The following is a 26,824-nucleotide window of genomic DNA, read 5'->3' as shown; positions in this document are numbered from 1 at the left end:
TTAATCTAGTCTAATACGCGGATCTACAACACCATATAATATATCCGCTACTAAATTTCCAAAAAGTGTTAAAAATGAAAGTAACATTGTTATCGACATCATGACCGCATAATCTCTACGTCCAACAGATTCTAAGAAGAGTGCGCCTATCCCCGGATAAGTAAAGATGGTTTCTGTTATTACCGCACCACTAATTAATGTGGCAATATCAAAACCTAGATACGTAATTATTGGAATAATAGAATTCCGTAAAATATGTTTGTTATATATTTTCGACTCTTTTGTTCCCTTTGCTCTCGCTGTTCTTACAAAATCTTTCCTACTATTTTCAATAATGTCATTTCGTAAAAATTGTGTATAGGACGCCGTTCCCATTAATCCTAAAATAAGTGCAGGTAACAAAACATGGTGCATCCTACTCATGTAGTACGCCCAAGTTCCTTCCCCTATCCCTACACCTACGGAACCATTGAAAGGAAACCATCCTAGCTTAAAGGAAAAGAAATAAATAGCAACAATCCCTGCAACAAACGATGGAATGGCTAAAGCTAAATAATTATAAGTTGCAATTAAATTATCACCGAGTGTATAAGGTTTTCTTCCTGCATACATTCCCATAAGAAATGCAAAAAAGTACGTAAAAACTAATGATGTTAACGCTAAAAATATTGTATTTGGTATTCGCTGAGCAATAATCTCTGCAGCCGGTTTTTTATAAACTGTAGATTTCCCGAAATCCCCTTGTATAAATTTACCGACCCATCTACCATATTGCACGATAATCGGGTCATTATAGCCTAATTTTTCTCTCATTTCTTCAATGTATTGTGGATTCGTATTAGAAGGATTGATTTCACCAGCAAATGGATCTCCTGGCATCATTTTTGCTAAAAAGAACACCACCACAGAAATAAGGAGTAACAATGGAATCATGCCAAGAAATCTTCTAAGTGTGTATTGAAGCATGTGACGTCTCCTTATCTAGAAATTTACTAACTAGGCCCAATTCATGAAGGTGGCCTAGTTAGTAGGCTTAACAGTTTACAATTTATTCCTCAACATACCATTTATAGACATCTGTTTGGAAACCAACAGCGTTAATATGAACACCTTGTAGTCGATTATTAATGCCATATAAATCTAAGCCTTCCCATAATGGTAGGGCTGGTAATTCTTCATTGAAGTATTTTTGCCATTCCACATAAATTTGCTTACGCTTATCTTTGTCAAATGCTTCTTCACTTAAGCCTTGATCTAATAATTTTTGGTTTTTAGCATCTATATAGCGACCGAAGTTCCATTCTGCATCGTTCCCCCATAAACCAGATGGGTCAGGATCTGCACCTGTACTCCAAGAACCGAAGAATGCTTCTAATGCAGCATCATCATTTTTTTTCATATCATTATATAAGTTAAACTCTATTAAAGTACCAGTTGCTTGCTCTGTTTTCACTCCGATATCATTCCAAGCTTGGATAATCGCTTGAGAGCGACCTTCAAAGGCAGCAGGACCAGCATAGTGAGCAAATGAAATTTTAAATGGCTTCCCTTTAGGATCTTCTACAAAGCCATCACCATTAATATCTACATAACCCGCAGACTTAAGAAGCTCTTTAGCCTTTTCTGGATTGTGTGCATATTGATTTAAGTCAGATTCCTCTGCAGCAATCCAGAAGGCACGTGGAACCACAGTATTCGCAACTTCAGCTTTTCCTTCTAAGAAAGCATCGATCATTGCTGGACGGTTAATTGCGTATAATAGTGCTTGGCGCAATTCTTTTGATTTAAACTTATCAAAATCTGCTACATTTTTAAGAGTAGCTTTATCACGATGACCAAAACGAAGACCGATATACGAGTAAGTTACACCATTCGTTTCTTCAATACGTACATTTTTCAATGCTGACAATTCTTTCACAGCTTGTGGTCTAATATCCATAATGTCAATTTCTCCGTTTTGGAACGCACCAGCTGCCAATGATGGGTCAATTACTTTTACAATCACCCCATCAAGCTGCGGCTTGCCCTTCCAGTAATCATCAAAACGCTCTAATTCAGAATATTCACCGTCTACAACCTTTTTCACTTTAAACGGTCCTACGCCAACAGGATTTTCACGAACTTGTTTCGACTCGCTTAAATCTTTAACAGCAATACCTTCATAATGTTTCTTTGGCATTGGATAAGACCAAAGATTTTCTAAATTATTTACTTTCACTTTGTCAAAAGTAATTTTCACAGTATATGGATCAACGACTTCGATCCCTTCGATTTTGTCAGCTTTCCCTGCTTTTTTTGCTTTTGCCCCTTTAATATTTTCAACATAATTGAATCGTGGGCCATCGTAATCCTTATTAGCTATTGTCTCTAATGCAAATACCCAGTCATCAACTGTTAACTCTTCACCATTGTGCCATTTTACACCTTTCTTAAAGGAAAACGTATAAGTTAATTTATCCTCACTAATTTCCCAAGTTGCTAAATTAGGAACATATTCTAAGTCATCATTTACATCATAAATACCATCCATTGTGAAATTTTGAATATAACTATCTACAATACTTCCATTAAATGCTGGATCAAATACACCTTCAGGCGCTTGGTCAGTACCGAAAGTGACTACATTATTTTTTGCTGTTTCACTAGTCTTTGTGGAATCACCTTTATCTTTTTCCTTATCTTTGTCAGTTGTCGAGTTGTCGTTATTACACGCTGCTAAAAACAAAGCTGTTACTAGCATTAGCATGAAAGCCCAAAATGCTGATTTTTTCATTGTTTATCCCCCCGTGAATTTTATTTTGAAAATAATTAACACACGATTTTCTTATAATTTTTTAATATAAATGGCATGCAACTCTATGCCCCCGCTTCACCTCCTTTAAGGTTGGTTTAGATAATGAACACTCTGCCATTACCTTTGGACAACGTGGATGGAAGGGGCACCCCTGAGGAGGATTAGCCGGACTAGGGATATCCCCCTCTAATACGATACGGCTACTCTTTTTCCTTGGATCAGGTACCGGAATGGCAGAGATTAACGCTTGTGTATACGGATGAAGTGGTTCATCATAAATATGTTCTTTATCTGCAATTTCCACAATGTTTCCTAAATACATCACACCGATTCGATCACTCATATGTTTTACAACACTTAAATCATGAGCAATAAATAAAAATGTTAAGTCAAACTCATCCTGTAACTCTTTTAGCAAATTAAGCACCTGAGATTGCACAGAGACATCTAATGCTGAAACTGGTTCATCCGCTATAATTAGTTTTGGTTTAAGTGCAAGTGCTCTAGCAATACCAATCCGTTGACGCTGTCCACCAGAAAATTCATGTGCATATTTGTAATATGCATCTTCGGGTAAGCCAACTTTTTGTAAAAGCTCCATCACTTCATTTTTCAAGGATTTAAGTGGTTTTTTATGATAATTCATAATTGGTTCAGCTATGATACTACCTACCATTTGCATAGGATTTAATGATGCATAAGGATCTTGAAACACCATTTGGATATCTTTCCTTATTTCTCTTAATGATTTTCCTTGCAATTTTGTAATATCATGACCATTAAAAATAATTTTTCCTTCCGTTGCGTCTAACAATCTTAAAATAGTACGACCTGTTGTTGACTTTCCACAGCCAGATTCGCCTACTAACCCTAATGTTTCACCATTTTTTATTGAAAAAGAAATATTATCTACGGCTTTAACATGTCCAATCGTATGTTTGAATAATCCACCTTTAATCGGGTAATAGGTTTTTAAATTAATTAGCTCCAATAAATTTTCTTTATTATTTGTAGTTTGATTCATATTGTCTGCCCACACCCTTTCTAGAATTACAGCCTTCAAAAAGTAAACAAGAGACTTCATGATTATCGTCTACGAAAGTAAGTTGTGGCGTAACATTACTACATTCAGGCATCGCCGATGGACATCTATCAACAAAACGGCAGCCTTCTTGAGGCATATTTTTTAAAGAAGGTACAATGCCTTTAATAGTAGCTAACTCATTTACTTCTGTATCTATTCTCGGAATCGATGCCATTAAGAGTTTGGTATATGGGTGTTTGGGATTGTAAAACAAGTTATCAACAGTTGTCCGTTCTACGATCTTTCCAGCATACATAATAATTACTTCATCACATATTTCCGCAACTACACCTAAATCGTGAGTGATCAGTACAATAGACATGTTATTTTTACCCTGAATACTTTTCAATAAATCTAGTATTTGGGCCTGCACTGTTACATCAAGTGCAGTAGTTGGTTCATCCGCTATTAAAAGTCTAGGCTGACAAGCAATAGCGATAGCGATCATTACTCTTTGCCTCATACCACCTGACAATTGATGAGGGTATTCATTCACAATTTTTTCAGCTCTTGGAATGCCAACCTGTTTTAATAAATCAATCGCCTTACTTCTAGCCTCAGCCTTAGACATTTTACTATGATTAAGCATAATCTCTTCAATTTGTGAGCCTATAGTAAAAACAGGATTTAAGGATGTCATAGGTTCCTGGAAAATCATACTAATATCATTTCCTCTGATTTTATTCATCTCGTCGTTCGAATAATTCTCTATGTTTTTCCCGTGGAATCTTATTTCACCTCCCGTGATTTTACCAACTCCTTTTGGAAGTAATTGCATAATAGAAAGAGACATTACACTTTTTCCACAGCCTGATTCACCAACTACTCCAACGATCTGACCAGATTTAACTGAAAATGAAACATCATCAACAGCATGATATAGCTCCCCGTCTATATCAAAACCAGCTTTAAGGTTTTTCACTTCTAACATTAAGCTCATTTTTACATCACACCTTTTAAGAGTTTTTACTTAACTACTGTTGCAATGTAGTAAGTTAGATGCCGCGTGTTAAGTACTATCCTTTTCACATAAAAATTCCTTTTAAAAATTCATCGACTTTGTGCTTAGGCCTGTATGAATGCGATACGATGCCGATCCTTTCGGTAATACCACAGCGCCTTCTGAGCTGACGCTTTGCTTTCGCTACAGAAAACAATTGCTAAAAGGCGTTGAATTAATAGCCCGAAAAAATCAGATAAACTTATTTCAAAATCATTTCAATATAAAAATCATCAAAATAAAAGAATATCAATCTCTTCTTTGTAAAGAATTTTAAGACAAGTCCCAAATGAAATAATATTCTGATAATTAAGTGTAATATCATTTTAGCTAGAAATAACATGTTTAATCAAGTGAATTTTTACATTCCTTATATTCTTATATACAAATTAATCCATACAACTATTCCAATTTCACTCAATAAATTTGTATTTTTCTTCAATGAGTATTTTGTTGACTTCCCACTTTATCGGTTTAAAGCATGACTTTTTTATTATTACAATATAGCAAATATTCATTTATTCCTTATACTTTTCCTCATAAATCCTACATTTATTCGGATTCGGTTTTTAGATGAATTTTAGCTGATCACCATAACGTGTGGTTGATTTCCATTCCGACTGGGCACTTTCCTGAGGATGTCCGATTGCGTTTACAGAGTCTCCACTATGACGCTGAACTTTTCATATTTTACCATTTTTACACCTTTTCCCTAATAATTATTAATAAATAATTTTTTCTATTAACACATCAACCCCTTAAAGCAAGAATTATTATAGAGGACAAATAATTTAATTCAACTATTTGTTACGGACATCTACTTATTTTTTTGTAAAAAATAAATTAATTTCTCGACATAAAATTAGATAATAATTATGGATTGTGTTTTAATTTGATGAATGAAAAGCTGCAAGGGGACTTTGATTTGACTAAATTGCTCCTTATTGTCGCATTATGTAATTAACCAAAGCAATAATGTGATATCGCAACGAATGCTTTTTCTTGCCCATTTTAGTTAATGTACGGTCCTACACTTTGAAACAGACCTGTTTCCTTTGATTGTGCTGGCACACGTTGAAAAGTAACTAATTCGCATTCATCTACCCGCCTATAGAGGTGGGAGACTTGTGTAGCTGACGCTGTGCTTTCGGTAATTACTGAAAGAAGTTAAAAAAACGCAAAAAAACTGTAGGAAATTCTTATTAAAGAATTTGCCTACAGTTTATACTCTCACACTTAACTATGTGCTATTAGTTTTTTAATGGAGCATCAGCAGTTAACTCGATTTCATGGTATTGAGTTTCATTTGCATAGTCAAAATTATAGTTTTTAACACGTTTATTAACTGGAATTAGATCAGTAACTGCCACAGTTGGAATTGTTGTAGCCTGTTCAAACATATACTCTTCAAACTTTCGGAATGCTTCTTTGCGATGATTTAAATCTAAAGATTCTTTAGAATCGATATCATCTAAAATTGCAGTTAATTCAGGTGATACAAAACGTGACAAGTTGAATAATGCACCCTCACCATATAATCCTTTTGGAGATGGATTTGTTCCTGTACTCCAAGCACCAAAGAACATTTCAATCTCTGGATCATCTTTTTTAAGCTTATCAGTAAATGAGTTAAACTCCATTAGACGACCAGAAGCTAATTCAACATTAATACCGACTTCTTTCCAGTTTTGACGGTAGTATTCAATCGTAGATTCTAGTACCTCGGTACCACCTTGTGCACCTAATTTGATTGTAAATGGTTTACCATCTTTATCTTCACGAATACCATCGCCATCCACATCTTTATAGCCTGCTTCATCTAATAATTGTTGCGCCTTTTTCTTATCATACGTGAAGCCTGGCATATCCTTTGTATGGAATGATGCAAATGCTGGAGGAATTAACGTTGTGGCACGTGTATTAATACCATTGCCTAATTTTTCGTTTACCTCTTCTACATCGATTGCATAAGCTAATGCTTGACGTAATTTTGGGTCACCTAATTTTGCATTTTTATCTGTTACGTTAATTCCTTTTGCATTATCGAATTTACCTAGCTTGAAGCTCAAATAGCTATAAGATAATCGTGGACGCGATAAAATCGCTAAGTTTTTAGAATTTTCAATTTGTGTAATCTTTGAACCTGGGAAACCATTTACCGCTATGTCATAAGTTCCTGAATTTAATGCCTTCGGTAATGTTTCTGGTGAAACTACTTTTACTACTACACCGTCGAGTTTAGGTTCACCTTTCCAGTAATTTTCATTTTTAACAAATTTCACTGACTCACCATTAACAATTTTATCGAATTTGAAAGGCCCTAAAGTTACTGGATTTACACGCACTGCATCAGAGCTTATCATATCTTTTACCGGAATATCTTTTAATTGATGTTTTGGTACAGCTGAACTCCACAATCCATCACCACCGCTGAAAATTGCTGGTGAAATTGATTTAAATGAAATTTCTAATGTATGATCATCTACTCGTTTTAAACCTGAAATTGTATCTGCTTTCTTATCATGGTACTCTTCAGCGCCAATAATATTTTGGAAATCATCGTCATAACGAACGCCTTCATAATCAGGGTGACCGATAATTTCATAAGGGAAAATAACATCGTCGATTGTAAATGGCTCTTTATCAGACCATTTTACATTTTCACGTATTTTTACAGTTGCTTTATTTGCATCTGCGTCAACCTTTAGACTTGCAAGACCTGTATCTGTTAGTAAAAAGTCACCGTCATTATCAAAAAGAATGTTACTTGCAAATTTCATAATCGCTGAGTCATTCGTATCTGAGGAGAATTCTTGTAAAAAGATACCTTTGAACGGTGATGAAGATGGTAAAGCTACTTGTAAAACACCACCTTTAATTGGTTCTCCTTCATTCTTTACTTCCATTGGGAAACTACGAGTTGCTGTTTTCTTCTTGTCATCTTTTGAAGATTCTTTGCCCCCTCCACTACATGCCGCTAGTGCTAAAACTAGTGTTAATAGTAAAGTTAGCAGAAAAACACTTTTTTTCTTCATTTACCCTTCCTCCTTAGCCTAATCGTTGTCTTGAGTCAGCCGCACGTCGTAACGCTTGACCAACATAATTTATACCAAGCATCATCACTAAAATAAATAATGCTGCAGGTAACCAAATCCACCATTTATCTACTAAAATCTCAGGATCTCTCGCATAGCTTACTAGAGTACCTAAACTTGGTGTTGAAGGTGGTAAGCCATACCCTAAAAATGAAAGACCCGTTTCAGCACCCATATTACCCGCTAGACTTAATGTTAAGTTAACGATAATAATAGAGCTTAAGTTTGGTAAAACCTCTCTAAACATAATTTTAAAATCACTTGTACCCATCGTTTTTGAAGCACTTACATAATCTCGACGGGCTTCTGTTAATGTTTTACTACGTATTAACCTTGCCTTCCCAATCCAAGCAAACATACTTAATAATATAACGATGTGGATCGGTGAATATTTCTCTAGCGTTGAAACAATGGCAATCGTAATCATAAAACTAGGTAAAATCATAATGAAATCCATAATTCGCATAATAGCAAGGTCAACTTTACCTGCGTAATAGCCAGTGATTAAACCGATAACGATACCGATAACTGCTGCAATAATCGTAATACATATAGCAATAATTAAAGAGTTTTTCGCTCCGATAATTAATTGTCCAAAAATATCGCGCCCTGCGTCATCTGCACCTAAAATATATCCATCAGCACCCGGCTCCGCAAAGCGACCTAGTAATTTAACTTTCATTATTTCGTCTACATCAATAATAAAACTAGTAATAAACACTGCCGCTATTAATAATGTTAAAAATATTAATGAAAACATCGCTAATTTATCTTTTTTAAACTCGCGCCAAACAACTTGGAAACCTACAGCTGGGCGATGTTGTTCTTCTAATTTTTTCTCTTCTGTTTTATCCATGTAAAGTCACCTCTATTCTTTGCAAGTTAGTCGATACGAATTCGTGGGTCTACAATGCTTAAAATAATGTCTGATAACATACTTCCAAGTAACCCCAAGAAACCATACAACACAATAAGTGCTGTAATTACACTATAGTCACGACTCGCAATCGAAGACATGAATAGTTCTCCCATACCTGGATAACTAAAGATTGTTTCAATAAAGATTGTTCCGCCTAGTAAACCTGTAATAGTGAACCCAAGACCCGCCGCAATCGGAATTAATGAATTACGGAAAATGTGTCGTGTATATACTTTATTCATAGGTAAACCTTTACTACGTGCTGTTTTAACATAGTCTTGGTTTTTAGAATCAATAATTTCTGAACGTAAATATTGAATGATTGTATACGTCCCCAAAACCGCCATCGTAATAGCAGGTGTAATAATATGATATAGTTTATCCCAATAGTAAGAAAAAGTACCTTTTTCGGTTAATACATCTACTGAACCTGATGTTGGAACCCAGCCTAATTTATAGCCGAATACATAAATTAAAATTAAACCAAACACGAACGGCGGTATTGCCATACTTAAAAAGTTATAAAACACGATTCCACGGTCTAATCGAGAATCTTGATAACGACCTGCTAAAAGTCCTAATGGAATAGCGATTAAATAAGTTAGGATCATTGCAACTAATGATAAGTAGAAAGTATTGAGCGCTCGTTCACCAATAAGTGATGTTACACTGCGTTGATATGTGTAGCTTTTACCTAAGTCGCCATGTACTGCATTTGACACCCATCTGGCATATTGTTGATACCATGGGTCGTTTAAGCCTGCTGCTTCGCGTAACTCTTCAATACGGTTAGGATCTGTCTCTGGTCCCATTAAACCTGTAAATGGATCGCCTGGCATTAGCTTAGCAATGATAAACACTAACATACTTAAAATAATAATTTGTGGAACCATGATGATGACTCTTCGAAGAACCGTTTTCCACATAATCACATTCCTCCTTCAATCGACGCCAATGCAACAGCATGTGTATCTGAAATTGATTGTAAAGGATAAACTTTTCCGTCTTTATCAAAAAATTTATGCTGATTTTCTTTATAATACTGACTTACTTTTAAACGCTCTTGCTTACGTTCTACACGTGTTTCAGGCTCAATATCTGGAATGGCAGATAATAAACGGTGTGTATAAATATGACGTGGATCATTATATATATCTGCTCTTTGTCCTTTTTCCACGAAGCGTCCTCGGTACATAATATTGATTTCATCACACATATGCTTTACAACACCTAAGTCATGTGAAATGAATAAGTATGTTACGCCAAATTCCTCTTGTATATCTTGCATAAAGTTTAAAACCTGCGCTTGTACAGATAAATCAAGAGCAGAAACAGGTTCATCTGCAATAATTAATTTGGGGCGACATGCCATAGCACGTGCAATACCCAATCGTTGCTTTTGACCACCAGAAAATTCATGTGGATATTTATATTGGGCATCCTCTTGCATGCCAACAATCGCCAAAAGCTCGTTAATTCGTTTTCGTTCTTCCTCTTCACTTAAACGCAGGAAATTTCGAATAGGCTCTGCAATAACATCACGTATACGTTTTCTTGGATTCATACTGGAATGAGAATCTTGGAAAATCATTTGTACGTCACGATTAAATCCTGAATTACCGCTACGACGCATTTTCGTTACATCTTGTCCTTCATAGATTATTTGACCAGATGTCACTTTCTCTAAACCAATAATTGCCTTACCTGTTGTCGATTTACCACAACCTGATTCTCCAACAAGACCATAAGTTTTTCCTCTTTCAAACTCCATAGTAATGCCATCTACCGCATAAACATGATCTACAATGGTATTGAAGAAACCACCACGGATAGGATAATGTACGCATAAATCATTAATTTGCATAAAGCTCATATTATTTTCCCCCATCCTTCTTAAAGTGAAAGTCTTTCCAACACGTACAACGAACAAAATGTTCTGGTCCAACCTCATGTAATATTGGATTTTCCTCATGGGCGCTTTCGTCAATCCATGGAATACGTGCTGCAAAGCGACAACCTCCACGTGGCAAATTAAATAATGAAGGAACCATACCATGAATAACCTCTAACTTTTCATTTACCTTATGGGATTGAGGAATAGAGTTCAGTAACGAACGTGTATATGGATGTTTAGGATTTTTAAATAATTCAATAACTGGTGCTTCTTCGACAATTTGTCCAGCATACATGACTGCAACACGATCTGCTACTTCAGCTACTACACCTAAGTCATGGGTAATTAACAAAATGCCTGACTCAGTTTCTATTTGTAATTCTTTTAATAAATCTAGTATTTGCGCTTGAATCGTTACATCTAATGCCGTCGTTGGTTCATCTGCTATAATAAGAGGTGGCTTACATGCAATCGCTGTCGCTATCATTACGCGTTGTCGCATACCACCTGATAATTCATGCGGATATTGCTTATAAATACGTTCCGGGTTATGTATACCTACTTGCTGTAATAACTCCATTGCACGCTCACGGCGTTGTGCTTCATTTAAATCCGTATGGTATATAAGCGGTTCTTCAATTTGGAAACCGATTCGCTTTAACGGATTCAATGCAGCCAGTGGATCTTGGAAAATAAAACCGAAATCACTACCACGTAACTGGGTATATTGCTGCTCCGTTATATCTACCAAATTTTTACCTTTATATAATATTTCACCTTCAATTTTTGTGTTGATAGGATTATGTAACCCAACAATTGATGTAGCTAAAGTACTTTTACCACAACCTGACTCACCTACAATTGCAAGCACCTCATTTTTTCGAATGCGCAAATCAACACCATCTACTGCAGCGAAATATTCATCTGCTCGCCGAAAGCTTGTACGTAAATTATTAATCTCAATAATCATTTCATGATTATTTGTCACACGATTACCTCCCTATCAAATCAAAAGAAAAAACCAACTTACTAACACCATATTCAAATGAATTTGCTTTTGTTTATAACGGTTTACTTAATATTTCCTTTACCGCGTATTTCAATTTTCAGAAAAATCAAAACAGTTTCGTCCTTGAATATAATTTACATCTTAATTTCAAATAAATTGTTGTCATTAATAATCACTCTCATTCCCGAACTATTATTCCAACAAAAGAATTATCTGACAATTAATTGTATCATCATTTTATCTAGAAATAATATACTAAATCAAGTACATTTTTAAATTATTGTAAAAATAAATACAATTTCGACTTTACATCATCATCAAAATCATTAGAAATCGAGTTTACAATTTTTCATTATTTATTATTTCATTTCTCAACTCTCTATTATTTTAATAAAATAATTAATGTAAAATAATGGTTAATTATTAATAAAAAAACCTATTTTTTTCACTAAAAAACACAATAAAAATGCATATTTATTATTTATAAAATAAAATATATCATGAAGTACACATTTTTCATTATATTTAAATAATATTAAATCTCTGTTTTTCTTCAATAAAAATATACATACCTCTTACAAATAATTTATAATTTTTTTAATACTAATTTTTTAATCAAATTATTCTATTATTGCGAATATTCCAAATATTGTATACCTTCAAGCGGTAAATATTACGCTTAATGAATTGTTAATTATTATTTTCCGTTAAGTTGATTTATCATTTAGGAGAATTATTATTGAGAAAATTCAACTTCTTTCAGCAAATGTTTTCTGTAGCGAAAGCAAAGCGGCAGTTACAAATGTTTTCTGTAGCGACAGGTACGGGTTTAAGTTACTTTTCAGCGAGTGTACAAACATCCGCTAATAATAGAAGAATCTCAGTCTAAAAACGCCACGTCCTGTGACATTGCCGATATGACCGACATCGTGTCGACCCTCATGCAGGCCTAAGCACAAAGCCAATTCCGGATGCATTGTTTATCTGTTTTGATTCACAGTAGAGGAAGCATTCGTGATAACTAAACATATTTTACCATAATTAACAATATCCATCTAACAAAGGAGTGTCTATATTGTAAATAACAAGAAAACAATTTATCATAAAACTATAAAAGTACTACTTCCTCTTTTAAAAATATAAAAAAGAATAGGTGAAAATGTATACATATGAAGAATCGCGTAGTCCAATTACTATTTGTATTTGCAATTGCGGCAATTATGCTCATCGTCTTAAATAAGTCCGTCATTTCCTTATATACCTTAATCGGCATACTATTGCCTATCACAATTATCGGGATTTCCTTTGTTATTTTTATTGAAAACCGTTCCCCGCAAAGTACATTAGCTTGGTTTTTAGTATTAGCCATTCTCCCTGTTATCGGTGTACTACTGTACTTACTGTTCGGAAGAAGTCGCTGGAGAAGAAAGAAACATTTACAACGTTCAGAAGAGAAAAGAATGATATTCCGTGAGATTTTAGAAGGGAGAAGTTTTAACTTAGATATCTCTTCCTCTTTAAATGAAAGATCCACCTATTTGACTCAAATTATCCAAAAATTTGGCGGTGGTCCTGTTGCGAATGAGACAACAACAAAGCTCTTAACAAACGGGAATGAAACATTTTCCGAAATCCTACAAGCAATTGAAAATGCTACACATCATATTCATATTCAATACTATATTTATCGATCAGATGAAATCGGTACAACCATACGAGATGCCTTAATCAAGAAGGCAAAATCTGGCGTGATCGTACGCTTTCTTTACGATGGACTCGGCAGTAATAAATTACGCAGAAGTTTCTTACAACCAATGAAAGATGCAGGGATTGAAGTAGTTGAATTTGATTCTATTCTTTCACCTTGGCTATTAGAAACCGTCAATTATCGTAACCACCGTAAAATTGTTATTGTAGATGGGACGATTGGTTTTACAGGTGGGCTCAATGTCGGAGATGAATATCTTGGTCGTTCAAAGAAGTTTCCTATTTGGCGTGATAGTCATTTAAAAATAGAAGGAAAAGCCTTATATAAACTGCAGGCTATTTTTCTAGAAGATTTTCTGTATGCCACTAGTAGTTTAAATACGGAGTCTTGGAATCAATTTATGGATAGCACATACTTTCCTAGTCAAGGAATTCATCAAGCAGAAGGTGCCGTACAAATCGTCGCAAGTGGACCTAGCTCAGATGATACAAATATTCGAAATGCTTTATTGAAAATTATGGGCTCTGCTAAAAAGTCAATTTGGATTGCCACTCCATATTTCATTCCTGATCAGGAAACATTAACATTATTACGTTTGAGTGCGCTTTCTGGAGTAGATGTCCGCATTTTATACCCAGGAAAAGGCGATAGTATCATTAGTGATCAAGCATCCCAATCATACTTTACACCGCTTCTAAAAGCGGGTGTCTCCATTTATCGCGTTAAAGAAGCTTTTATGCACGCTAAGATTGTACTTGTTGATGATGAAGTTGCATCAATTGGTACAGCAAATATGGATATTCGTAGTTTTGAACTTAATTATGAAATCATTGCGGTCCTATATGAATCTAAAACGGTGCTAGATATTAAAAATGATTTTGAACAAGATTTTAAAGACTCCATAGAAATTACATGGGCGTCATTTCAAAAGCGAAGTATTCAAAAACGCATGCTTGAATCACTTATGCGACTCATTTCTCCGCTACTGTAAATTCGGGTGCGATTCATGATGCTATCGGCGGTTCTTGAAATTGTTATCAGCGATTTTTTTGATGTTATCAGCGATTCTTGGCATTTTATCAGCGGTTTTCTCGATGTTATCAGCGATTCTCAGCATTTTATCAGCGGTTTTCTCGATGTTATCAGCGATTCTTGGCATTTTATCAGCGATACGGAAACCACCCCCTCGTTTTGCCGAAGAGCCCTGCTTTATTTAGTTTGACATAATAGAACAACATGAAAGGGTGGTATGAAAAAATTCATACCACCCTTTTTATATCAATTATCCCTCGGCATAAATGCGTCGGGAATCGGCTTTGTGCTTAGGCCTGCACGAGGGCCGACATGAGGTCGATCATTTCGGTAATGCCACAAGACGTGGCCTTTGACCGATGCAGGTCACTTAGCCGTTATCGCATGGATGGCTAACATCCTATAAGAATGCCTTTCCGACTCCGTGACACCCGTTAAAGCTCTCCTGCTTTTAATTTTCCATGCCAGTCTTTTAAGAATGGAATATCTTCTTCTTTAATAGTGCCTGATTCATTAGCTGCTTCAATTAAATAATCAAAATTTGTTAGAGATACATATTTTATGCCTGCCTCTTCAAATGCTTGTTCAGCACGTGGAAGGTTGTATGTGTAGACGCAAACAACGCCTAGTACTTCACAGCCTGCAGCACGTAAGGCTTCCACTGCTGTAATGGATGAGCCGCCTGTAGAAACGATGTCCTCTACTACTACGACTTTTTGACCTGCTGCGTATTTTCCTTCGATTTGGTTACCACGGCCATGCTCTTTTGCTTTAGAGCGTACATAAACCATTGGTAATTCTAAAATATCACTTACCCAAGCTGCATGTGGAATGCCTGCCGTTGCTGTACCTGCTACGATTTCAGTTGTACCAAAGTTTTCTTTAATAAGAGATGCTAGACCGTTTGCTAATTGCTTACGAATTACAGGGTCAGAAATTGTCAGACGTGTATCACAGTAGATTGGAGATTTAATGCCTGATGCCCATGTAAATAGTTCTGTTGGATTTAATTCTACTGCACCTACTTTTAACATAGCGTGTGCGATTTCATTTTGTAATGTCATAGTTATGCCTCCCATAATTCACTTACGATTTTATATGCTGCTACTGGATCTTGTGCACCTGTAACGGCACGTCCAACGACGATTAATGAAGAACCGTCACGCTTTGCGCCGTCTGGTGTTGCAATGCGCTTTTGGTCGTGTGCGTCGCCACCTGCTAATCGGATACCAGGTGTCACACGTAAGAAATCTTCACCGCACACTTCAGCAATAGCTTTTGCCTCATGTACGGAGCAGACAACACCATCTAAACCAGCTTGTTTTGTTAAGCTTGCATAATGTAATACAGAGTCCTGTAAAGATAAAGCAATTTTTTGCTCTGCCTGCATTTGCTCTTCTGTTGTTGACGTCAGCTGTGTTACGGCAATTAATGCCGCACGTTCACGTCCTGCCGGAGTACCCGCTTCAAGCCCCTCAAGTGCTGCCTCCATCATTGGACGTCCGCCTGCCGCATGAACGTTGACTAAATCTACGCCTAATTTTGCTAGGCCTTTCATAGCAGAGCCCACTGTATTAGGAATATCGTGTAGCTTTAAATCAAGGAAAATATCATGGCCTAGACCTTTTACTTTTCGTACAATATCTGGCCCTTCCTGCATATATAATTCCATACCAATTTTCACAAAAAGAGGCTCGTTAAAGTGCTTTAGAAAGTTGAATACTTCTGCTTCTCCAGGAAAATCTAGTGCTAATATTGGTTTTGTATTCATAGACGATGGCTCCTTCCGATAATTTCTGAAATATGCTCCACTCCTAATTTATCGAGCTTTGCTGGTAGTTCATCAATAATAGTTGGACAAACGAAGTGATCGACAAAGTTTGCTGTTCCAACAGCAACTGCAGAAGCGCCAGCCGACATAAAGTCAATAACATCCTGTGCTTCTGTCACGCCACCCATCCCAATTATCGGAATATTGACAGCCTTATACACTTCATACACCATACGAATCGCAACTGGCTTTACTGCAGGACCAGATAAGCCGCCTGTACCATTGGCAATCACGGGCTTACCTGTACGCTCGTCTAAACGCATACCAATTAGTGTATTAATCATTGTAATGCCATCTGCACCACCCGCTTCAACAGCTTGTGCAATTTCTACGATACTCGTTACGTTAGGAGACAATTTCACGTATACTGGCACTTCAGAAACAGCTTTGACAGCTTTCACTAGCTCTCGTGCAGTTGCAGGATCTGTTCCAAATTGAATACCACCACATTTAACGTTCGGACAAGAAATATTAAGCTCTAATGCTTTCACATTTGGTGCAGTAGAAATGCGTTGCGCTACTTCTACGTAATCCGTTGTCTCTGTACCTGCAACATTTGCAATGATTGGCACATCATACGCTTCTAAAAACTTTAATTCTTCATGCATTACTTTTTCGATTCCAGGATTTTGTAAACCAATGGCATTCAACATCCCTGCTGCTGTTTCTGCTACTCGTGGCGTTGGATTGCCGGGACGTATTTCCACAGTTGTAGCTTTAATCATAATGGCGCCAAGCTTCGATAAATCATAAAGCTGTGCATATTCACGTCCAAAGCCAAAGCAACCGGATGCTGGCATTATTGGATTTTTCAAGTCTAAGCCTGGTAATTGAATGTTTAAACGACTCATAATGCCACCGTACCTTTCGGGAAAACTGGACCGTCAGAGCATACTTTGACATAGTCTTTTGCTACCTGATCTGTTGTTTTACATACGCATGCAAAGCAAGCACCAATCCCACAGCCCATACGCTCTTCAAATGATAAATAACCTTCTTTTTCTGGATAAAAGCCTTCAAGTGCTTTTAACATTGGTAGCGGACCGCAAGAATAAAAGACATCGAATTCAGGTGCTCGTGACTCTAAAACATTTGTGACAAAGCCCTTTGTTCCTTTAGAACCGTCAACCGTTACATAATGCGTTTCACCAAGGGCACTGAATTCTTTCTCATAGAAGCAAACATCTTCCGATTGGAAGCCTAGCACATGAATTGTTTTAACACCACGTGCATTCAATTGCTTGGAAAGCTCATGTAATGGAGGTACGCCAATTCCCCCACCAACTAGTAGAGCTGTACCACCCTCTTTTACAGCTTCTACAGGGAATCCATTACCGATTGGACCAAGGACATTGACAAGTTGCCCTTCACGATTTGTCGCTAACACTTTTGTTCCGCGACCTTCCGCACGATATATCATTGTAAATTCGTTGTTGTCTTTATCTATATTTGCAATACTAATTGGTCGACGTAAAAGCGGCTCCAATGAATCTGACACCTTTACATGGACAAACTGGCCAGGTGTCATATCCTGAACCAGTTCTCCATGAAGTGTCAATTCGAAAATGTTTGTCGCAATATGCTTTTGAGAGACGACCGTCATTTTCTCTTGACGAATCATATTAATGTACTACCTCCGCTTTTGGCATTTGTTCTGCTGTGAATGTCATTGATTCAATAACTCGAACCATCGCTTCCGCTGTGTCTAATGAAGTGAAGCAAGGTACGCCATTTTCTACAGACTCACGACGAATTCTGAAGCCATCGCGTGCTGGCTGCTTGCCTTTTGTTAAAGTGTTGACAACAAGTTGTGCCTCACCGTTTTGAATTAAATCGATTAATGTTTCACCTTTTGCACCGATTTTGCCAACTATATCTGTGCGTACGCCAGCCGCTTCGAACGCTTGAGCTGTACCTTCAGTTGCGACAATACGGTAGCCTACTGTTGAGAAGCGTTTTGCAAGTGCAATTGCTTCGTCTTTATCTTTATCGGACACAGTGAACAATACTGTTCCTTCTGTACGAATTTCCATACCTGCTGCAACTAAGCCTTTGTAAAGGGCTTTTTCTAATGTTGCATCTTTCCCCATTACTTCACCTGTTGATTTCATTTCAGGCCCGAGTGTAATGTCAACACGACGTAATTTAGCGAATGAGAATACTGGCACTTTAACGAAGACACCTTTTTGCTCTGGCGCTAAGCCTGTTGGGTAGCCTTGTTCTACGATTGATTTACCAAGAATCGCTTTCGTTGCAATATTTGCCATCGGAATGTTTGTAATTTTACTTAAGAACGGTACTGTACGAGATGAACGCGGGTTAACTTCGATGACAAATACTTCGCCCTGTGAAATTACATATTGAATGTTCATTAAGCCTACGATGCCAAGACCTTTTGCAAGTCGAGTTGTATAATCCACTAACGTATCTTTTTGCACTTGTGTTAATTTTTGTGGCGGATAGACAGAGATAGAGTCACCAGAGTGAACCCCTGCGCGTTCGATATGCTCCATAATACCTGGAATTAAGACATTTTCACCGTCACAAATGGCATCTACTTCAATTTCTTGACCTGTTAAGTAGCGATCTACTAATACAGGGTGATCAGGTGATGCTTCTACTGCGTTCTCCATATAGTGTTTTAATTCCTCTTGGTTGTAGACGATTTCCATCGCGCGTCCACCTAGTACGTATGAAGGACGAACTAGTACTGGGAAGCCTAGTCGGTCACTAATAGCAAGTGCTTCCTCCGTAGATACAGCTGTTTCACCTTGTGGCTGTGGAATGTCCAAGTCACGTAATGCTTGCTCGAATTTATCTCGGTTTTCTGCACGGTCGATATCTTCAAGCGTTGTACCTAGGATTTTCACCCCATTGGCAACTAATTTATCAGCTAGATTAATAGCTGTTTGACCACCGAATTGTACAACTACTCCAATTGGTTGCTCAAGGTCGATAATATGCATAACATCTTCGATTGTTAATGGCTCAAAGTATAATTTATCTGAAACCGAGAAGTCAGTAGATACTGTTTCTGGATTCGAGTTAATAATAATTGCTTCGTAGCCCGCTTCTTGAATTGCCCATACTGAATGTACTGTTGCGTAATCGAATTCAACCCCTTGACCAATGCGGATTGGACCAGAACCAAGTACAACAACTGACGGCTTATCTGATTTAATCGATTCGTTCTCATCTTCATATGTGCCATAGAAGTATGGTGTTTCAGATTCAAACTCGGCTGCACATGTATCAACCATTTTATATACAGGAATAATGCCATTTTCTTTACGATATGCATATACTTCTTCTGGTGTTGTTGCCCAAAGCTCGGCAATTTTCTTATCTGCAAAGCCTAGACGTTTTGCTGTACGTAACACATCTTTATCGTTTTTATGGTCAGCAAGTGTTTGCTCCATATCTACGATGTTTTTGAATTTATTTAAGAAGAATAAGTCAATGGCAGACCATTCATGGATTTGCTCAATTGTTACACCGCGACGCAGTGCTTCACCGATGAAGAATAGACGCTCGTCACCTGCTTTGCGGATACGTTTTTCGATCCAAGAATCAGTGTTCTCTTCTGCATGTTTCAGCTCTAAGTGAACTTGGCCTGTTTCAAGTGAGCGCACTGCTTTAAGCATAGCTTCCTCAAATGTACGACCAAGTGCCATTACTTCACCAGTCGCTTTCATTTGTGTACCTAGATTACGCTTTGCTGATTCGAATTTATCGAACGGCCAACGTGGAATTTTCGCCACGATGTAGTCTAGAGCTGGCTCGAAGCAAGCATACGTAGAACCTGTTACTGGGTTTTTGATTTCATCTAATGTTAAACCAACTGCGATTTTTGCTGCTAGCTTTGCAATTGGATAGCCTGTTGCCTTTGATGCTAACGCTGATGAACGTGATACACGAGGGTTTACTTCGATTACATAGTAATTAAAGCTATATGGGTCAAGCGCTAACTGTACGTTACAGCCACCTTCAATTTTTAGTGCTCGGATAATATCTAATGAAATATTACGTAGCATTTGGTTTTCTCGATCTGAAAGTGTTTGTGTAGGTGCCACTACGATAGAGTCACCTGTATGAATACCAACTGGGTCAACGTTTTCCATGTTACATACAACGATAGCGTTGTCGGCAGCATCACGCATTACCTCATATTCGATTTCTTTATAACCAGCGATTGATTTTTCTAGTAAACATTGTGTTACTGGAGAATATTTTAGACCTGATGTCACGATCTCCTCTAAATCTTGATCGTTGTAGCAAATACCGCCGCCTGTTCCACCAAGTGTGAAGGCAGGGCGAACGATTACTGGGTAGCCAATTTTCGCTACAAAGTTTTTCGCCTCGTCTAAGTTATGAATAATATCTGATTCAGGTACTGGAGCACCTAGCTCATACATTAAATTACGGAATAGATCGCGGTCTTCTGCTTTATGGATCGCTTCTAATTTTGTACCAAGAATTTCAATATCTAGCTCATCTAGAATTCCTGATTTATCTAATTCAATCGCCATATTTAAACCAGTTTGACCACCAAGTGTTGGTAGGATAGCATCTGGACGCTCTTTACGTAAAATACGTGAAACAAACTCCAGTGTAATTGGCTCAATATATACTTTGTCGGCAATTTCTGTATCTGTCATTATTGTTGCAGGGTTTGAGTTTATTAAGATAACGCGATAGCCTTCTTCTTTTAAAGAAAGACAAGCTTGTGTTCCTGCGTAGTCAAATTCTGCTGCTTGTCCGATCACGATTGGACCTGATCCGATTACTAAAATAGTTTCAATATCTGTACGTTTAGGCATGTTGTTTCCCCTTCCCTGCTTCTACTTCCATCATTTCGATAAATTCATCAAATAGGTGATTTGAATCCTCTGGACCCGGTGATGCTTCTGGGTGATATTGCACCGTGAAGATTGGATATTTCTTGTGACGTACACCTTCACAAGTACTATCATTTAATGCGATATGCGTTATTTCTAAATCTGTATCTTTTAATGAATCGATGTCAATCGCATAACCATGGTTTTGAGATGTTAAATCTGTACGACCAGTGCGTAAATCTTTTACCGGATGGTTACCACCTCGGTGACCGAATGGTAATTTAAAGCTTTGTGCACCACATGCTAGCGAGAAGATTTGGTGACCTAAGCAAATACCGAACATTGGCACTTTTCCGATTAAATTGCGTACAGTTTCAATGCCTTCTACTACGTCTTGAGGGTTACCTGGACCGTTTGACAGCATAATGCCATCTGGATGCCATGCTAAAATTTCTTCTGCCGGTGTATTGTAAGGGACTACAAGCACATCGCAATCACGTTTGTTTAACTCACGAAGAATACCGTGCTTCATACCGTAATCAATTAATACTACTCGTTTGCCACGACCTGGTGATGGGTAGGCTGCTTTCGGTGATACTTCACGAACATGATGTGTAATCGTTGGTGTTGCCTGTAATTTTGCTACGACTTCATCCACATTCACTTCTTCATCAGCCGCTGTTAAAATAGCCTTTACTGACCCTTTACTGCGAATAATGCGTGTTAATTTTCGAGTATCAATTCCTTCAATCCCCGGAATATCCTTTGCAGTTAAATACTCATCTACCGTTAAATCACAACGGAAGTTTGAAGGTGTTTTTGCTAATTCACGAACTACAAATCCACGAATAGCTGGTGTGATCGATTCAAAGTCATCACGGTTAATACCGTAATTCCCGATTAAAGGGTAAGTTAACGTTACGATTTGTCCGTAGAATGAAGGATCTGAAATTGTTTCCTGATAACCTGTCATTCCTGTTGTGAATACAACCTCACCTTGCGAAGCTCGCTCACTACCGAACGCTGTGCCTGTAAATACTGTGCCATCTTCTAAAATAAGTAAACGTTTTTTCATTACTCTGCCTCCTGGTATACGATATTGCCTTCAAAAATTGTTAGGACCGGCCACCCTTTTGCAACCCAACCATTGAATGGTGTATTGCGTCCTTTTGATACAAAGCCCTCTGCATCAATCGTTTGCTCTTTATTTAAATCTATTAAAATCATATCTGCTGAAGCTCCAACTTCTAATGTGCCATATGGTAGATCAAAAATTTGAGCTGCCTTGACAGACATCCAGTCAATCAACTGTTTTAAAGTCCATTTCCCTGTTTCTACAAACTGCGTGTAAAGCAGTGGGAATGCTGTTTCAAAGCCTACAATGCCAAATGGTGCACCAACCATACCACAGCATTTTTCTTCTACTGTATGTGGAGCATGGTCTGTAGCGATACAATCGATTGTGCCGTCTAGCATAGCTGAGTGAAGTGAGTCTTTATCATCTGCTCCACGTAATGGAGGATTCATTTTCCAGTTCGCATCATCTGATGGGATATCCATTTCTTCAAGTAATAAATGATGTGGGCAAACTTCTGCAGTGACACGAATACCCGCTGCCTTCGCGTCACGTACTGCACGTACAGATTCCTTCGTAGATACGTGACATACGTGGTAGCGTGCTCCAGCTGCTTCTGCCAGTAGAACATCTCGTGCAATTTGAACAGATTCACAAATCGATGGAATTCCTGGTAAACCAAGCTCTTGATTACGCTTCCCTTCATGCATCACCCCTTCGTAAATTAATGAGTTATCTTCGCAGTGTGCTACAACTACCATATCGTGCTGTGCGGCATCCTTCATTTGCTCATACATTGTGGATGCAAGCTGGATACCAACACCATCGTCTGAAAATGCGACAGCCCCATGTGCTTTTAATTCTTCAATACTTGTACGAACCTCACCTGAGATATCTTTTGTTAATGAGCCATATGGAAGTACTCGAATAACTGCACTTTCTTTAATAAGACCGTTAATCAACTGCATATTTTCTACTGAATCTGGCACTGGTTTTGTATTTGGCATCGCACAAATTGTTGTAAAGCCACCTTTTGCTGCTGATGCTGACCCTGTAGCAATTGTTTCTTTATGTTCAAAGCCTGGCTCACGTAAATGTGTATGTACATCAACAAAGCCTGGTGCAACAACTAAACCATTTCCTTCGATCATTTCTGCGCCTACTACATTTACGTTTTGACCTATTGCCGTAATTTTGCCATCCGCCATAGCGATATTTACTGTTTGTAACTCGCCTTGTTCATTTAGCATTTGTACATTTTGAAGAATCTTTGTCATGTTACTCTCTCCCCTTTAATATTGTTTCAACAATAGCCATCCGTGTATAGACACCGTTACGAACCTGCGCGAAAATTCTAGAACGCTCGCATTCTACTAGCTCTGACGCAATTTCTACATCACGATTGACCGGTGCTGGATGCATAATAATTGCCTTTTCTTTCATTTGTTTCTCACGTTCAATTGTTAAACCGTACTCTTCATGATAGCTCTCTTTTGAGAAGCTTTTATTTACCTTATGGCGTTCATGCTGTACACGAAGTAACATAATCACATCGCTTATTTCGATTAAATCATCCCAAGAATGATGTGCTTCGAAACTGCCTTGCCACTCTTCTGGACAAAGGAAATGAACATTTGCCCCTAAGCGCTGTAACGCTAATGCATTCGATTTCGCTACACGGCTATGGCATATATCTCCAGCAATTGTAACATTCAACCCTTCAAAAGAACCAAACTCTTTTTTGATCGTATAAAGATCTAATAATGATTGAGACGGATGCTGACCAGTGCCGTCACCTCCATTAATGATCGACACATTGATATCTTCAAGTAGTTCATTGTAATACGCATCTTCCTTTGCGCGAATGACTACTGCATCCATGCCAATCATTTCTAGCGTCTTTACCGTATCGTACAATGTCTCCCCTTTAGAGACGCTCGAAAAGCTTCCATCAAATGGGATAACGATACAACCAACTTTGCGCTCTGCCATTTCAAAGCTTGTTTTCGTGCGTGTACTTGGTTCAAAAAATAAATTTGCGACGTTGTATGGGCGAGATAATGATGAAGTTTCACCATTCTCAAAAGCTTGCGCACGATCTAGAATGTGGTTAATTTCTTCAATTGTTAAATGTTCCATCGATAATAAGTTTTTCATCATGTACCTCCATTGGGTTGTGTTTCATGAACGTTATGTATAACTAACGTTTTATAAAATCAATTTCGCCTTGGCGTAATTGCGTCTGGATCTTGAATTGTGCTCAAGCCTGCACGATGCAGGTCAGTTAGCCGTTTTCGCAGGATGCGAAGGTTTTAGGCTAACATCCTTTATTCATTCCTTTCAAAATCCGTGACATCCGCCGGAGGCTTTATCTTCATTCATCTCACCTTCAAAGGTAGGATGAATGAAGATAATAAAAGCCTCGTTGATGTCATCAACGAGGCATAAGGAGGCGCGACAAACTACAGCAGGATACACTCCTACTTTTAGCCTGTCTACAACTTCCCTTTTTTTGCCTCTCTGGACAATTCATTAAAAGGTACTTCTATGAATTTTTATTTTGATTGTACGGTACTGGTATTTCCGCTTCTTTTTTACCTGGTAGGATGGCATTTAAAAGAACACCGATAATCGCTGCTAATGCCATACCTTCGATACTTAGTGATTCTGAAATAACGAACTTCGCACCACCGATGCCAATGACTAAAATAACAGAGGCGATGACCAAGTTACGACTATTTCCAAAGTCGATATGATTATCAACTAACATTCGTAATCCACTTGCTGCAATGATACCGAAAAGCAAGATGGAAACCCCACCAAGTACAGCTGTTGGAATCGTTGCAATCACTGCCATTGCTTTCCCGAAGAATGATAGTAAAATTGCTACGACTGCTGCACCTGCAATGACATACACACTGTAAACACGTGTGATAGCAAGAACACCGATATTTTCACCGTAAGTTGTTTTCGGTGGACCACCGATTAATGAACTTATAAATGTTCCAATTCCATCACCTAAAAGTGAACGGTGTAAGCCTGGCTCTTTAATATAATCTCGATTAACAACTTTCCCTAATACTAACTGGTGACCAATATGCTCTGAAATAGTTACGATAACGATTGGCACCATTGTTAGTAGTAGCTTAGTTGTGATTTCAAAGTTATAGTGAACACCTGGGATTAAAAAATCAGGCTTTGCAAAGAAATCTGCTTTGGCAATTGGTGAATAATCTACAATTCCGATCATCATTGAGTAAATATATCCCACGATTAAGCCAATTAAGATTGGCATTGTGCTTAAAATGCCTCTAAAGAAAATCGTGAAAATAATAGCTGTAAATAATGTCACTAACGCTGCTGAGAAGTGTAAAAAGCTATATTTACCATCTACATTCATCGCCATATTTACCGCTGTCCCTGATAACCCAAGACCAATTACCATAATGACAGGTCCTACTACAATCGGCGGTAAAATTTTCATAATCCATTTGTAGCCGCTTTTCCAGATGATTAGGGATACGATTCCATATGTAATCCCGACTGCCATTGCACCAATCATCGCATGACCTGGATTTACACTTGAACCATCTTTATTTAAACCACCTGCGGCAAGTAAAATTGGGGCGATAAAAGCAAAGGATGAACCTAAATATGCTGGCACTTGAAATTTCGTAATTAATAAGAAGAACAGTGTAGCAATTCCACTTGTTAAAAGGGCAATCGCTGGACTAAGACCAACCAACTGAGGAACTAAGATCGTTGACCCAAACATGGCAAACATGTGCTGGAAACTTAATGTCACTAGTTGGACTGGGGTCGGTTTATCTTTAATATCTAATACTGCATTTGACATAAGGTTTCCTCACTTTATAGTTAGTCTTCTTTAAAAATGATGACGCAATCTTCTCCGTCTACCTCTTGTAAATTTACGACAATACGCTCAGCGCCAGATGTTGGTACATTTTTGCCAACATAATCAGCTCTTATTGGTAGTTCTCTATGACCTCTATCGATCAGTACTGCAAGTTGAATTTGTGAAGGTCGCCCTAAATCCATTACTGCATCAAGTGCTGCGCGTACTGTACGTCCTGTGTAAAGTACATCATCGACTAAAATAATTTTTTGATTAACGACCACATCATCAATATCTACTTGTTCAACATGTGCCTGTTCATTATCATGCTTTGTCGTTAAATCATCTCGATAAAGGGTGATGTCTAGCTCCCCTGTACGGATCGGTTTACCTTCAATTTTTTCAATTCGTTCTGCAAGACGTCTTGCAAGAAAGGCACCTCGTGTTTTAATACCAACTAAAATACACTCATCGATTCCTTTATTGCGTTCAATAATTTCGTGTGCAATGCGTGTTAACGCTCTTGCCATAGATGGGCCATCTAATAACTCATTTTGTGCCATGTTAGTTTCCTCCTCTCTTTTATCTATTGTTGGCCATGTGTCCATAAAAAAACCTCTCAAGGCGAATGGCCTGAGAGGGTTATATACGTGTTTAAATAGTATGTTGAAAAATTTGCAGCACAAATT

General features: G+C 37.7%; 22 protein-coding genes. 3 read left to right on the top strand and 19 right to left on the bottom strand.

The window, feature by feature from the left end; translation table 11 throughout:
• From opp4B (ACIQZA_RS00970) to ACIQZA_RS00930, 9 genes are all read right to left on the bottom strand, one after another.
• Positions 1-966 (bottom strand): oligopeptide ABC transporter permease, encoded by a 966-nt coding sequence (gene opp4B, locus ACIQZA_RS00970; RefSeq protein WP_274066577.1) that lies wholly within the window; start codon positions 964-966, stop codon positions 1-3.
• A gap of 82 nt (positions 967-1,048) precedes the next feature.
• Entirely contained in the window at positions 1,049-2,773 is a 1,725-nt protein-coding gene (gene opp4A, locus ACIQZA_RS00965) for an oligopeptide ABC transporter substrate-binding protein (RefSeq protein ID WP_402880118.1), read from the bottom strand.
• Positions 2,774-2,834: 61 nt separating this feature from the next.
• On the bottom strand, positions 2,835-3,818 hold the full coding sequence (locus ACIQZA_RS00960) for an ABC transporter ATP-binding protein (RefSeq protein WP_400934210.1): 984 nt from the start codon (positions 3,816-3,818) through the stop codon (positions 2,835-2,837).
• Positions 3,799-4,818, bottom strand: a complete 1,020-nt coding sequence (locus ACIQZA_RS00955; protein WP_400934209.1) for an ABC transporter ATP-binding protein — start codon at positions 4,816-4,818, stop codon at positions 3,799-3,801. Before ACIQZA_RS00955 ends, ACIQZA_RS00960 begins: the two co-directional genes overlap by 20 nt.
• 1,310 nt (positions 4,819-6,128) lie before the next feature.
• Positions 6,129-7,913: an oligopeptide ABC transporter substrate-binding protein gene (locus ACIQZA_RS00950; RefSeq protein ID WP_400934207.1), complete on the bottom strand. Its 1,785-nt coding sequence runs from the start codon at positions 7,911-7,913 to the stop codon at positions 6,129-6,131.
• Positions 7,914-7,926: 13 nt separating this feature from the next.
• The gene (locus tag ACIQZA_RS00945) at positions 7,927-8,829 is read right to left on the bottom strand and encodes an ABC transporter permease (protein WP_400934206.1); all 903 of its coding nucleotides are present in this window, start codon (positions 8,827-8,829) and stop codon (positions 7,927-7,929) included.
• Between the two features lie 26 nt (positions 8,830-8,855).
• Positions 8,856-9,818 carry an oligopeptide ABC transporter permease gene (gene opp4B, locus ACIQZA_RS00940; RefSeq protein WP_142507522.1) on the bottom strand — a complete coding sequence of 321 codons (963 nt, stop codon included), beginning with the start codon at positions 9,816-9,818 and terminating at the stop codon, positions 8,856-8,858.
• A gap of 2 nt (positions 9,819-9,820) precedes the next feature.
• Positions 9,821-10,765 (bottom strand): ATP-binding cassette domain-containing protein, encoded by a 945-nt coding sequence (locus ACIQZA_RS00935; RefSeq protein WP_142507523.1) that lies wholly within the window; start codon positions 10,763-10,765, stop codon positions 9,821-9,823.
• Position 10,766: 1 nt separating this feature from the next.
• Complete coding sequence (locus ACIQZA_RS00930; protein ID WP_400934517.1) at positions 10,767-11,756, bottom strand: ABC transporter ATP-binding protein; 990 nt, start codon at positions 11,754-11,756, stop codon at positions 10,767-10,769.
• A gap of 778 nt (positions 11,757-12,534) precedes the next feature.
• On the opposite strand from ACIQZA_RS00930, the gene ACIQZA_RS00925 reads away from it, so the two are divergent.
• The 3 genes from ACIQZA_RS00925 (at position 12,535) to ACIQZA_RS00915 (ending at position 14,725) form a co-directional block, all read left to right on the top strand.
• The gene (locus tag ACIQZA_RS00925; protein ID WP_402880120.1) at positions 12,535-12,684 is read left to right on the top strand and encodes a hypothetical protein; all 150 of its coding nucleotides are present in this window, start codon (positions 12,535-12,537) and stop codon (positions 12,682-12,684) included.
• Between the two features lie 280 nt (positions 12,685-12,964).
• Positions 12,965-14,494 (top strand): cardiolipin synthase, encoded by a 1,530-nt coding sequence (locus tag ACIQZA_RS00920; RefSeq protein ID WP_400934203.1) that lies wholly within the window; start codon positions 12,965-12,967, stop codon positions 14,492-14,494.
• A gap of 15 nt (positions 14,495-14,509) precedes the next feature.
• Positions 14,510-14,725, top strand: a complete 216-nt coding sequence (locus ACIQZA_RS00915) for a hypothetical protein (RefSeq protein ID WP_402880122.1) — start codon at positions 14,510-14,512, stop codon at positions 14,723-14,725.
• Positions 14,726-14,969: 244 nt separating this feature from the next.
• Here the strand turns inward: ACIQZA_RS00915 and pyrE are convergent, their stop codons facing one another.
• The 10 genes from pyrE to pyrR all read right to left on the bottom strand — a co-directional run bounded on the left by pyrE (position 14,970) and on the right by pyrR (position 26,698).
• The gene (gene pyrE / locus ACIQZA_RS00910) at positions 14,970-15,599 is read right to left on the bottom strand and encodes an orotate phosphoribosyltransferase (protein ID WP_142507525.1); all 630 of its coding nucleotides are present in this window, start codon (positions 15,597-15,599) and stop codon (positions 14,970-14,972) included.
• A 2-nt stretch (positions 15,600-15,601) separates the two neighbouring features.
• Complete coding sequence (gene pyrF, locus ACIQZA_RS00905; protein WP_402880124.1) at positions 15,602-16,306, bottom strand: orotidine-5'-phosphate decarboxylase; 705 nt, start codon at positions 16,304-16,306, stop codon at positions 15,602-15,604.
• Positions 16,303-17,217 (bottom strand): dihydroorotate dehydrogenase, encoded by a 915-nt coding sequence (locus tag ACIQZA_RS00900; RefSeq protein WP_402880126.1) that lies wholly within the window; start codon positions 17,215-17,217, stop codon positions 16,303-16,305. The genes pyrF and ACIQZA_RS00900 overlap by 4 nt, the downstream gene beginning before the upstream one ends.
• Positions 17,214-17,987, bottom strand: coding sequence for a dihydroorotate dehydrogenase electron transfer subunit (locus ACIQZA_RS00895; protein WP_402880128.1), 774 nt, complete (start codon positions 17,985-17,987; stop codon positions 17,214-17,216). The genes ACIQZA_RS00900 and ACIQZA_RS00895 overlap by 4 nt, the downstream gene beginning before the upstream one ends.
• A gap of 1 nt (position 17,988) precedes the next feature.
• Positions 17,989-21,186: a carbamoyl-phosphate synthase large subunit gene (gene carB / locus ACIQZA_RS00890; RefSeq protein ID WP_402880130.1), complete on the bottom strand. Its 3,198-nt coding sequence runs from the start codon at positions 21,184-21,186 to the stop codon at positions 17,989-17,991.
• Positions 21,179-22,279, bottom strand: a complete 1,101-nt coding sequence (locus tag ACIQZA_RS00885) for a carbamoyl phosphate synthase small subunit (RefSeq protein ID WP_400934193.1) — start codon at positions 22,277-22,279, stop codon at positions 21,179-21,181. The genes carB and ACIQZA_RS00885 overlap by 8 nt, the downstream gene beginning before the upstream one ends.
• Positions 22,279-23,556: a dihydroorotase gene (locus ACIQZA_RS00880; RefSeq protein WP_402880132.1), complete on the bottom strand. Its 1,278-nt coding sequence runs from the start codon at positions 23,554-23,556 to the stop codon at positions 22,279-22,281. Before ACIQZA_RS00880 ends, ACIQZA_RS00885 begins: the two co-directional genes overlap by 1 nt.
• 1 nt (position 23,557) lies before the next feature.
• The gene (locus ACIQZA_RS00875) at positions 23,558-24,436 is read right to left on the bottom strand and encodes an aspartate carbamoyltransferase catalytic subunit (RefSeq protein WP_402880261.1); all 879 of its coding nucleotides are present in this window, start codon (positions 24,434-24,436) and stop codon (positions 23,558-23,560) included.
• A gap of 388 nt (positions 24,437-24,824) precedes the next feature.
• Positions 24,825-26,135: a solute carrier family 23 protein gene (locus tag ACIQZA_RS00870; protein WP_402880133.1), complete on the bottom strand. Its 1,311-nt coding sequence runs from the start codon at positions 26,133-26,135 to the stop codon at positions 24,825-24,827.
• A gap of 20 nt (positions 26,136-26,155) precedes the next feature.
• Complete coding sequence (gene pyrR, locus ACIQZA_RS00865; protein ID WP_142507533.1) at positions 26,156-26,698, bottom strand: bifunctional pyr operon transcriptional regulator/uracil phosphoribosyltransferase PyrR; 543 nt, start codon at positions 26,696-26,698, stop codon at positions 26,156-26,158.
• Positions 26,699-26,824: the final 126 nt, after the last annotated feature.

This window comes from Lysinibacillus sp. NPDC096382 (genome assembly GCF_044762845.1).
GTDB lineage: Bacteria > Bacillota > Bacilli > Bacillales_A > Planococcaceae > Lysinibacillus.
The sequence above is the reverse complement of the archived record's forward strand: the minus strand, read 5'-3'. Positions and strand labels throughout refer to the sequence as shown.

What these genes read in the sequence shown, in the direction of transcription:
- opp4B (WP_274066577.1), bottom strand. Translation starts at nt 966, where the DNA reads ATGCTTCAATACACACTTAGAAGATTTCTTGGCATGATTCCATTGTTA.
- opp4A (WP_402880118.1), bottom strand. Translation starts at nt 2,773, where the DNA reads ATGAAAAAATCAGCATTTTGGGCTTTCATGCTAATGCTAGTAACAGCT.
- ACIQZA_RS00960 (WP_400934210.1), bottom strand. Translation starts at nt 3,818, where the DNA reads ATGAATCAAACTACAAATAATAAAGAAAATTTATTGGAGCTAATTAAT.
- ACIQZA_RS00955 (WP_400934209.1), bottom strand. Translation starts at nt 4,818, where the DNA reads ATGAGCTTAATGTTAGAAGTGAAAAACCTTAAAGCTGGTTTTGATATA.
- ACIQZA_RS00950 (WP_400934207.1), bottom strand. Translation starts at nt 7,913, where the DNA reads ATGAAGAAAAAAAGTGTTTTTCTGCTAACTTTACTATTAACACTAGTT.
- ACIQZA_RS00945 (WP_400934206.1), bottom strand. Translation starts at nt 8,829, where the DNA reads ATGGATAAAACAGAAGAGAAAAAATTAGAAGAACAACATCGCCCAGCT.
- opp4B (WP_142507522.1), bottom strand. Translation starts at nt 9,818, where the DNA reads ATGTGGAAAACGGTTCTTCGAAGAGTCATCATCATGGTTCCACAAATT.
- ACIQZA_RS00935 (WP_142507523.1), bottom strand. Translation starts at nt 10,765, where the DNA reads ATGAGCTTTATGCAAATTAATGATTTATGCGTACATTATCCTATCCGT.
- ACIQZA_RS00930 (WP_400934517.1), bottom strand. Translation starts at nt 11,756, where the DNA reads ATGATTATTGAGATTAATAATTTACGTACAAGCTTTCGGCGAGCAGAT.
- ACIQZA_RS00920 (WP_400934203.1), top strand. Translation starts at nt 12,965, where the DNA reads ATGAAGAATCGCGTAGTCCAATTACTATTTGTATTTGCAATTGCGGCA.
- ACIQZA_RS00915 (WP_402880122.1), top strand. Translation starts at nt 14,510, where the DNA reads ATGATGCTATCGGCGGTTCTTGAAATTGTTATCAGCGATTTTTTTGAT.
- pyrE (WP_142507525.1), bottom strand. Translation starts at nt 15,599, where the DNA reads ATGACATTACAAAATGAAATCGCACACGCTATGTTAAAAGTAGGTGCA.
- pyrF (WP_402880124.1), bottom strand. Translation starts at nt 16,306, where the DNA reads ATGAATACAAAACCAATATTAGCACTAGATTTTCCTGGAGAAGCAGAA.
- ACIQZA_RS00900 (WP_402880126.1), bottom strand. Translation starts at nt 17,217, where the DNA reads ATGAGTCGTTTAAACATTCAATTACCAGGCTTAGACTTGAAAAATCCA.
- ACIQZA_RS00895 (WP_402880128.1), bottom strand. Translation starts at nt 17,987, where the DNA reads ATGATTCGTCAAGAGAAAATGACGGTCGTCTCTCAAAAGCATATTGCG.
- carB (WP_402880130.1), bottom strand. Translation starts at nt 21,186, where the DNA reads ATGCCTAAACGTACAGATATTGAAACTATTTTAGTAATCGGATCAGGT.
- ACIQZA_RS00885 (WP_400934193.1), bottom strand. Translation starts at nt 22,279, where the DNA reads ATGAAAAAACGTTTACTTATTTTAGAAGATGGCACAGTATTTACAGGC.
- ACIQZA_RS00880 (WP_402880132.1), bottom strand. Translation starts at nt 23,556, where the DNA reads ATGACAAAGATTCTTCAAAATGTACAAATGCTAAATGAACAAGGCGAG.
- ACIQZA_RS00875 (WP_402880261.1), bottom strand. Translation starts at nt 24,436, where the DNA reads ATGAAAAACTTATTATCGATGGAACATTTAACAATTGAAGAAATTAAC.
- ACIQZA_RS00870 (WP_402880133.1), bottom strand. Translation starts at nt 26,135, where the DNA reads ATGTCAAATGCAGTATTAGATATTAAAGATAAACCGACCCCAGTCCAA.
- pyrR (WP_142507533.1), bottom strand. Translation starts at nt 26,698, where the DNA reads ATGGCACAAAATGAGTTATTAGATGGCCCATCTATGGCAAGAGCGTTA.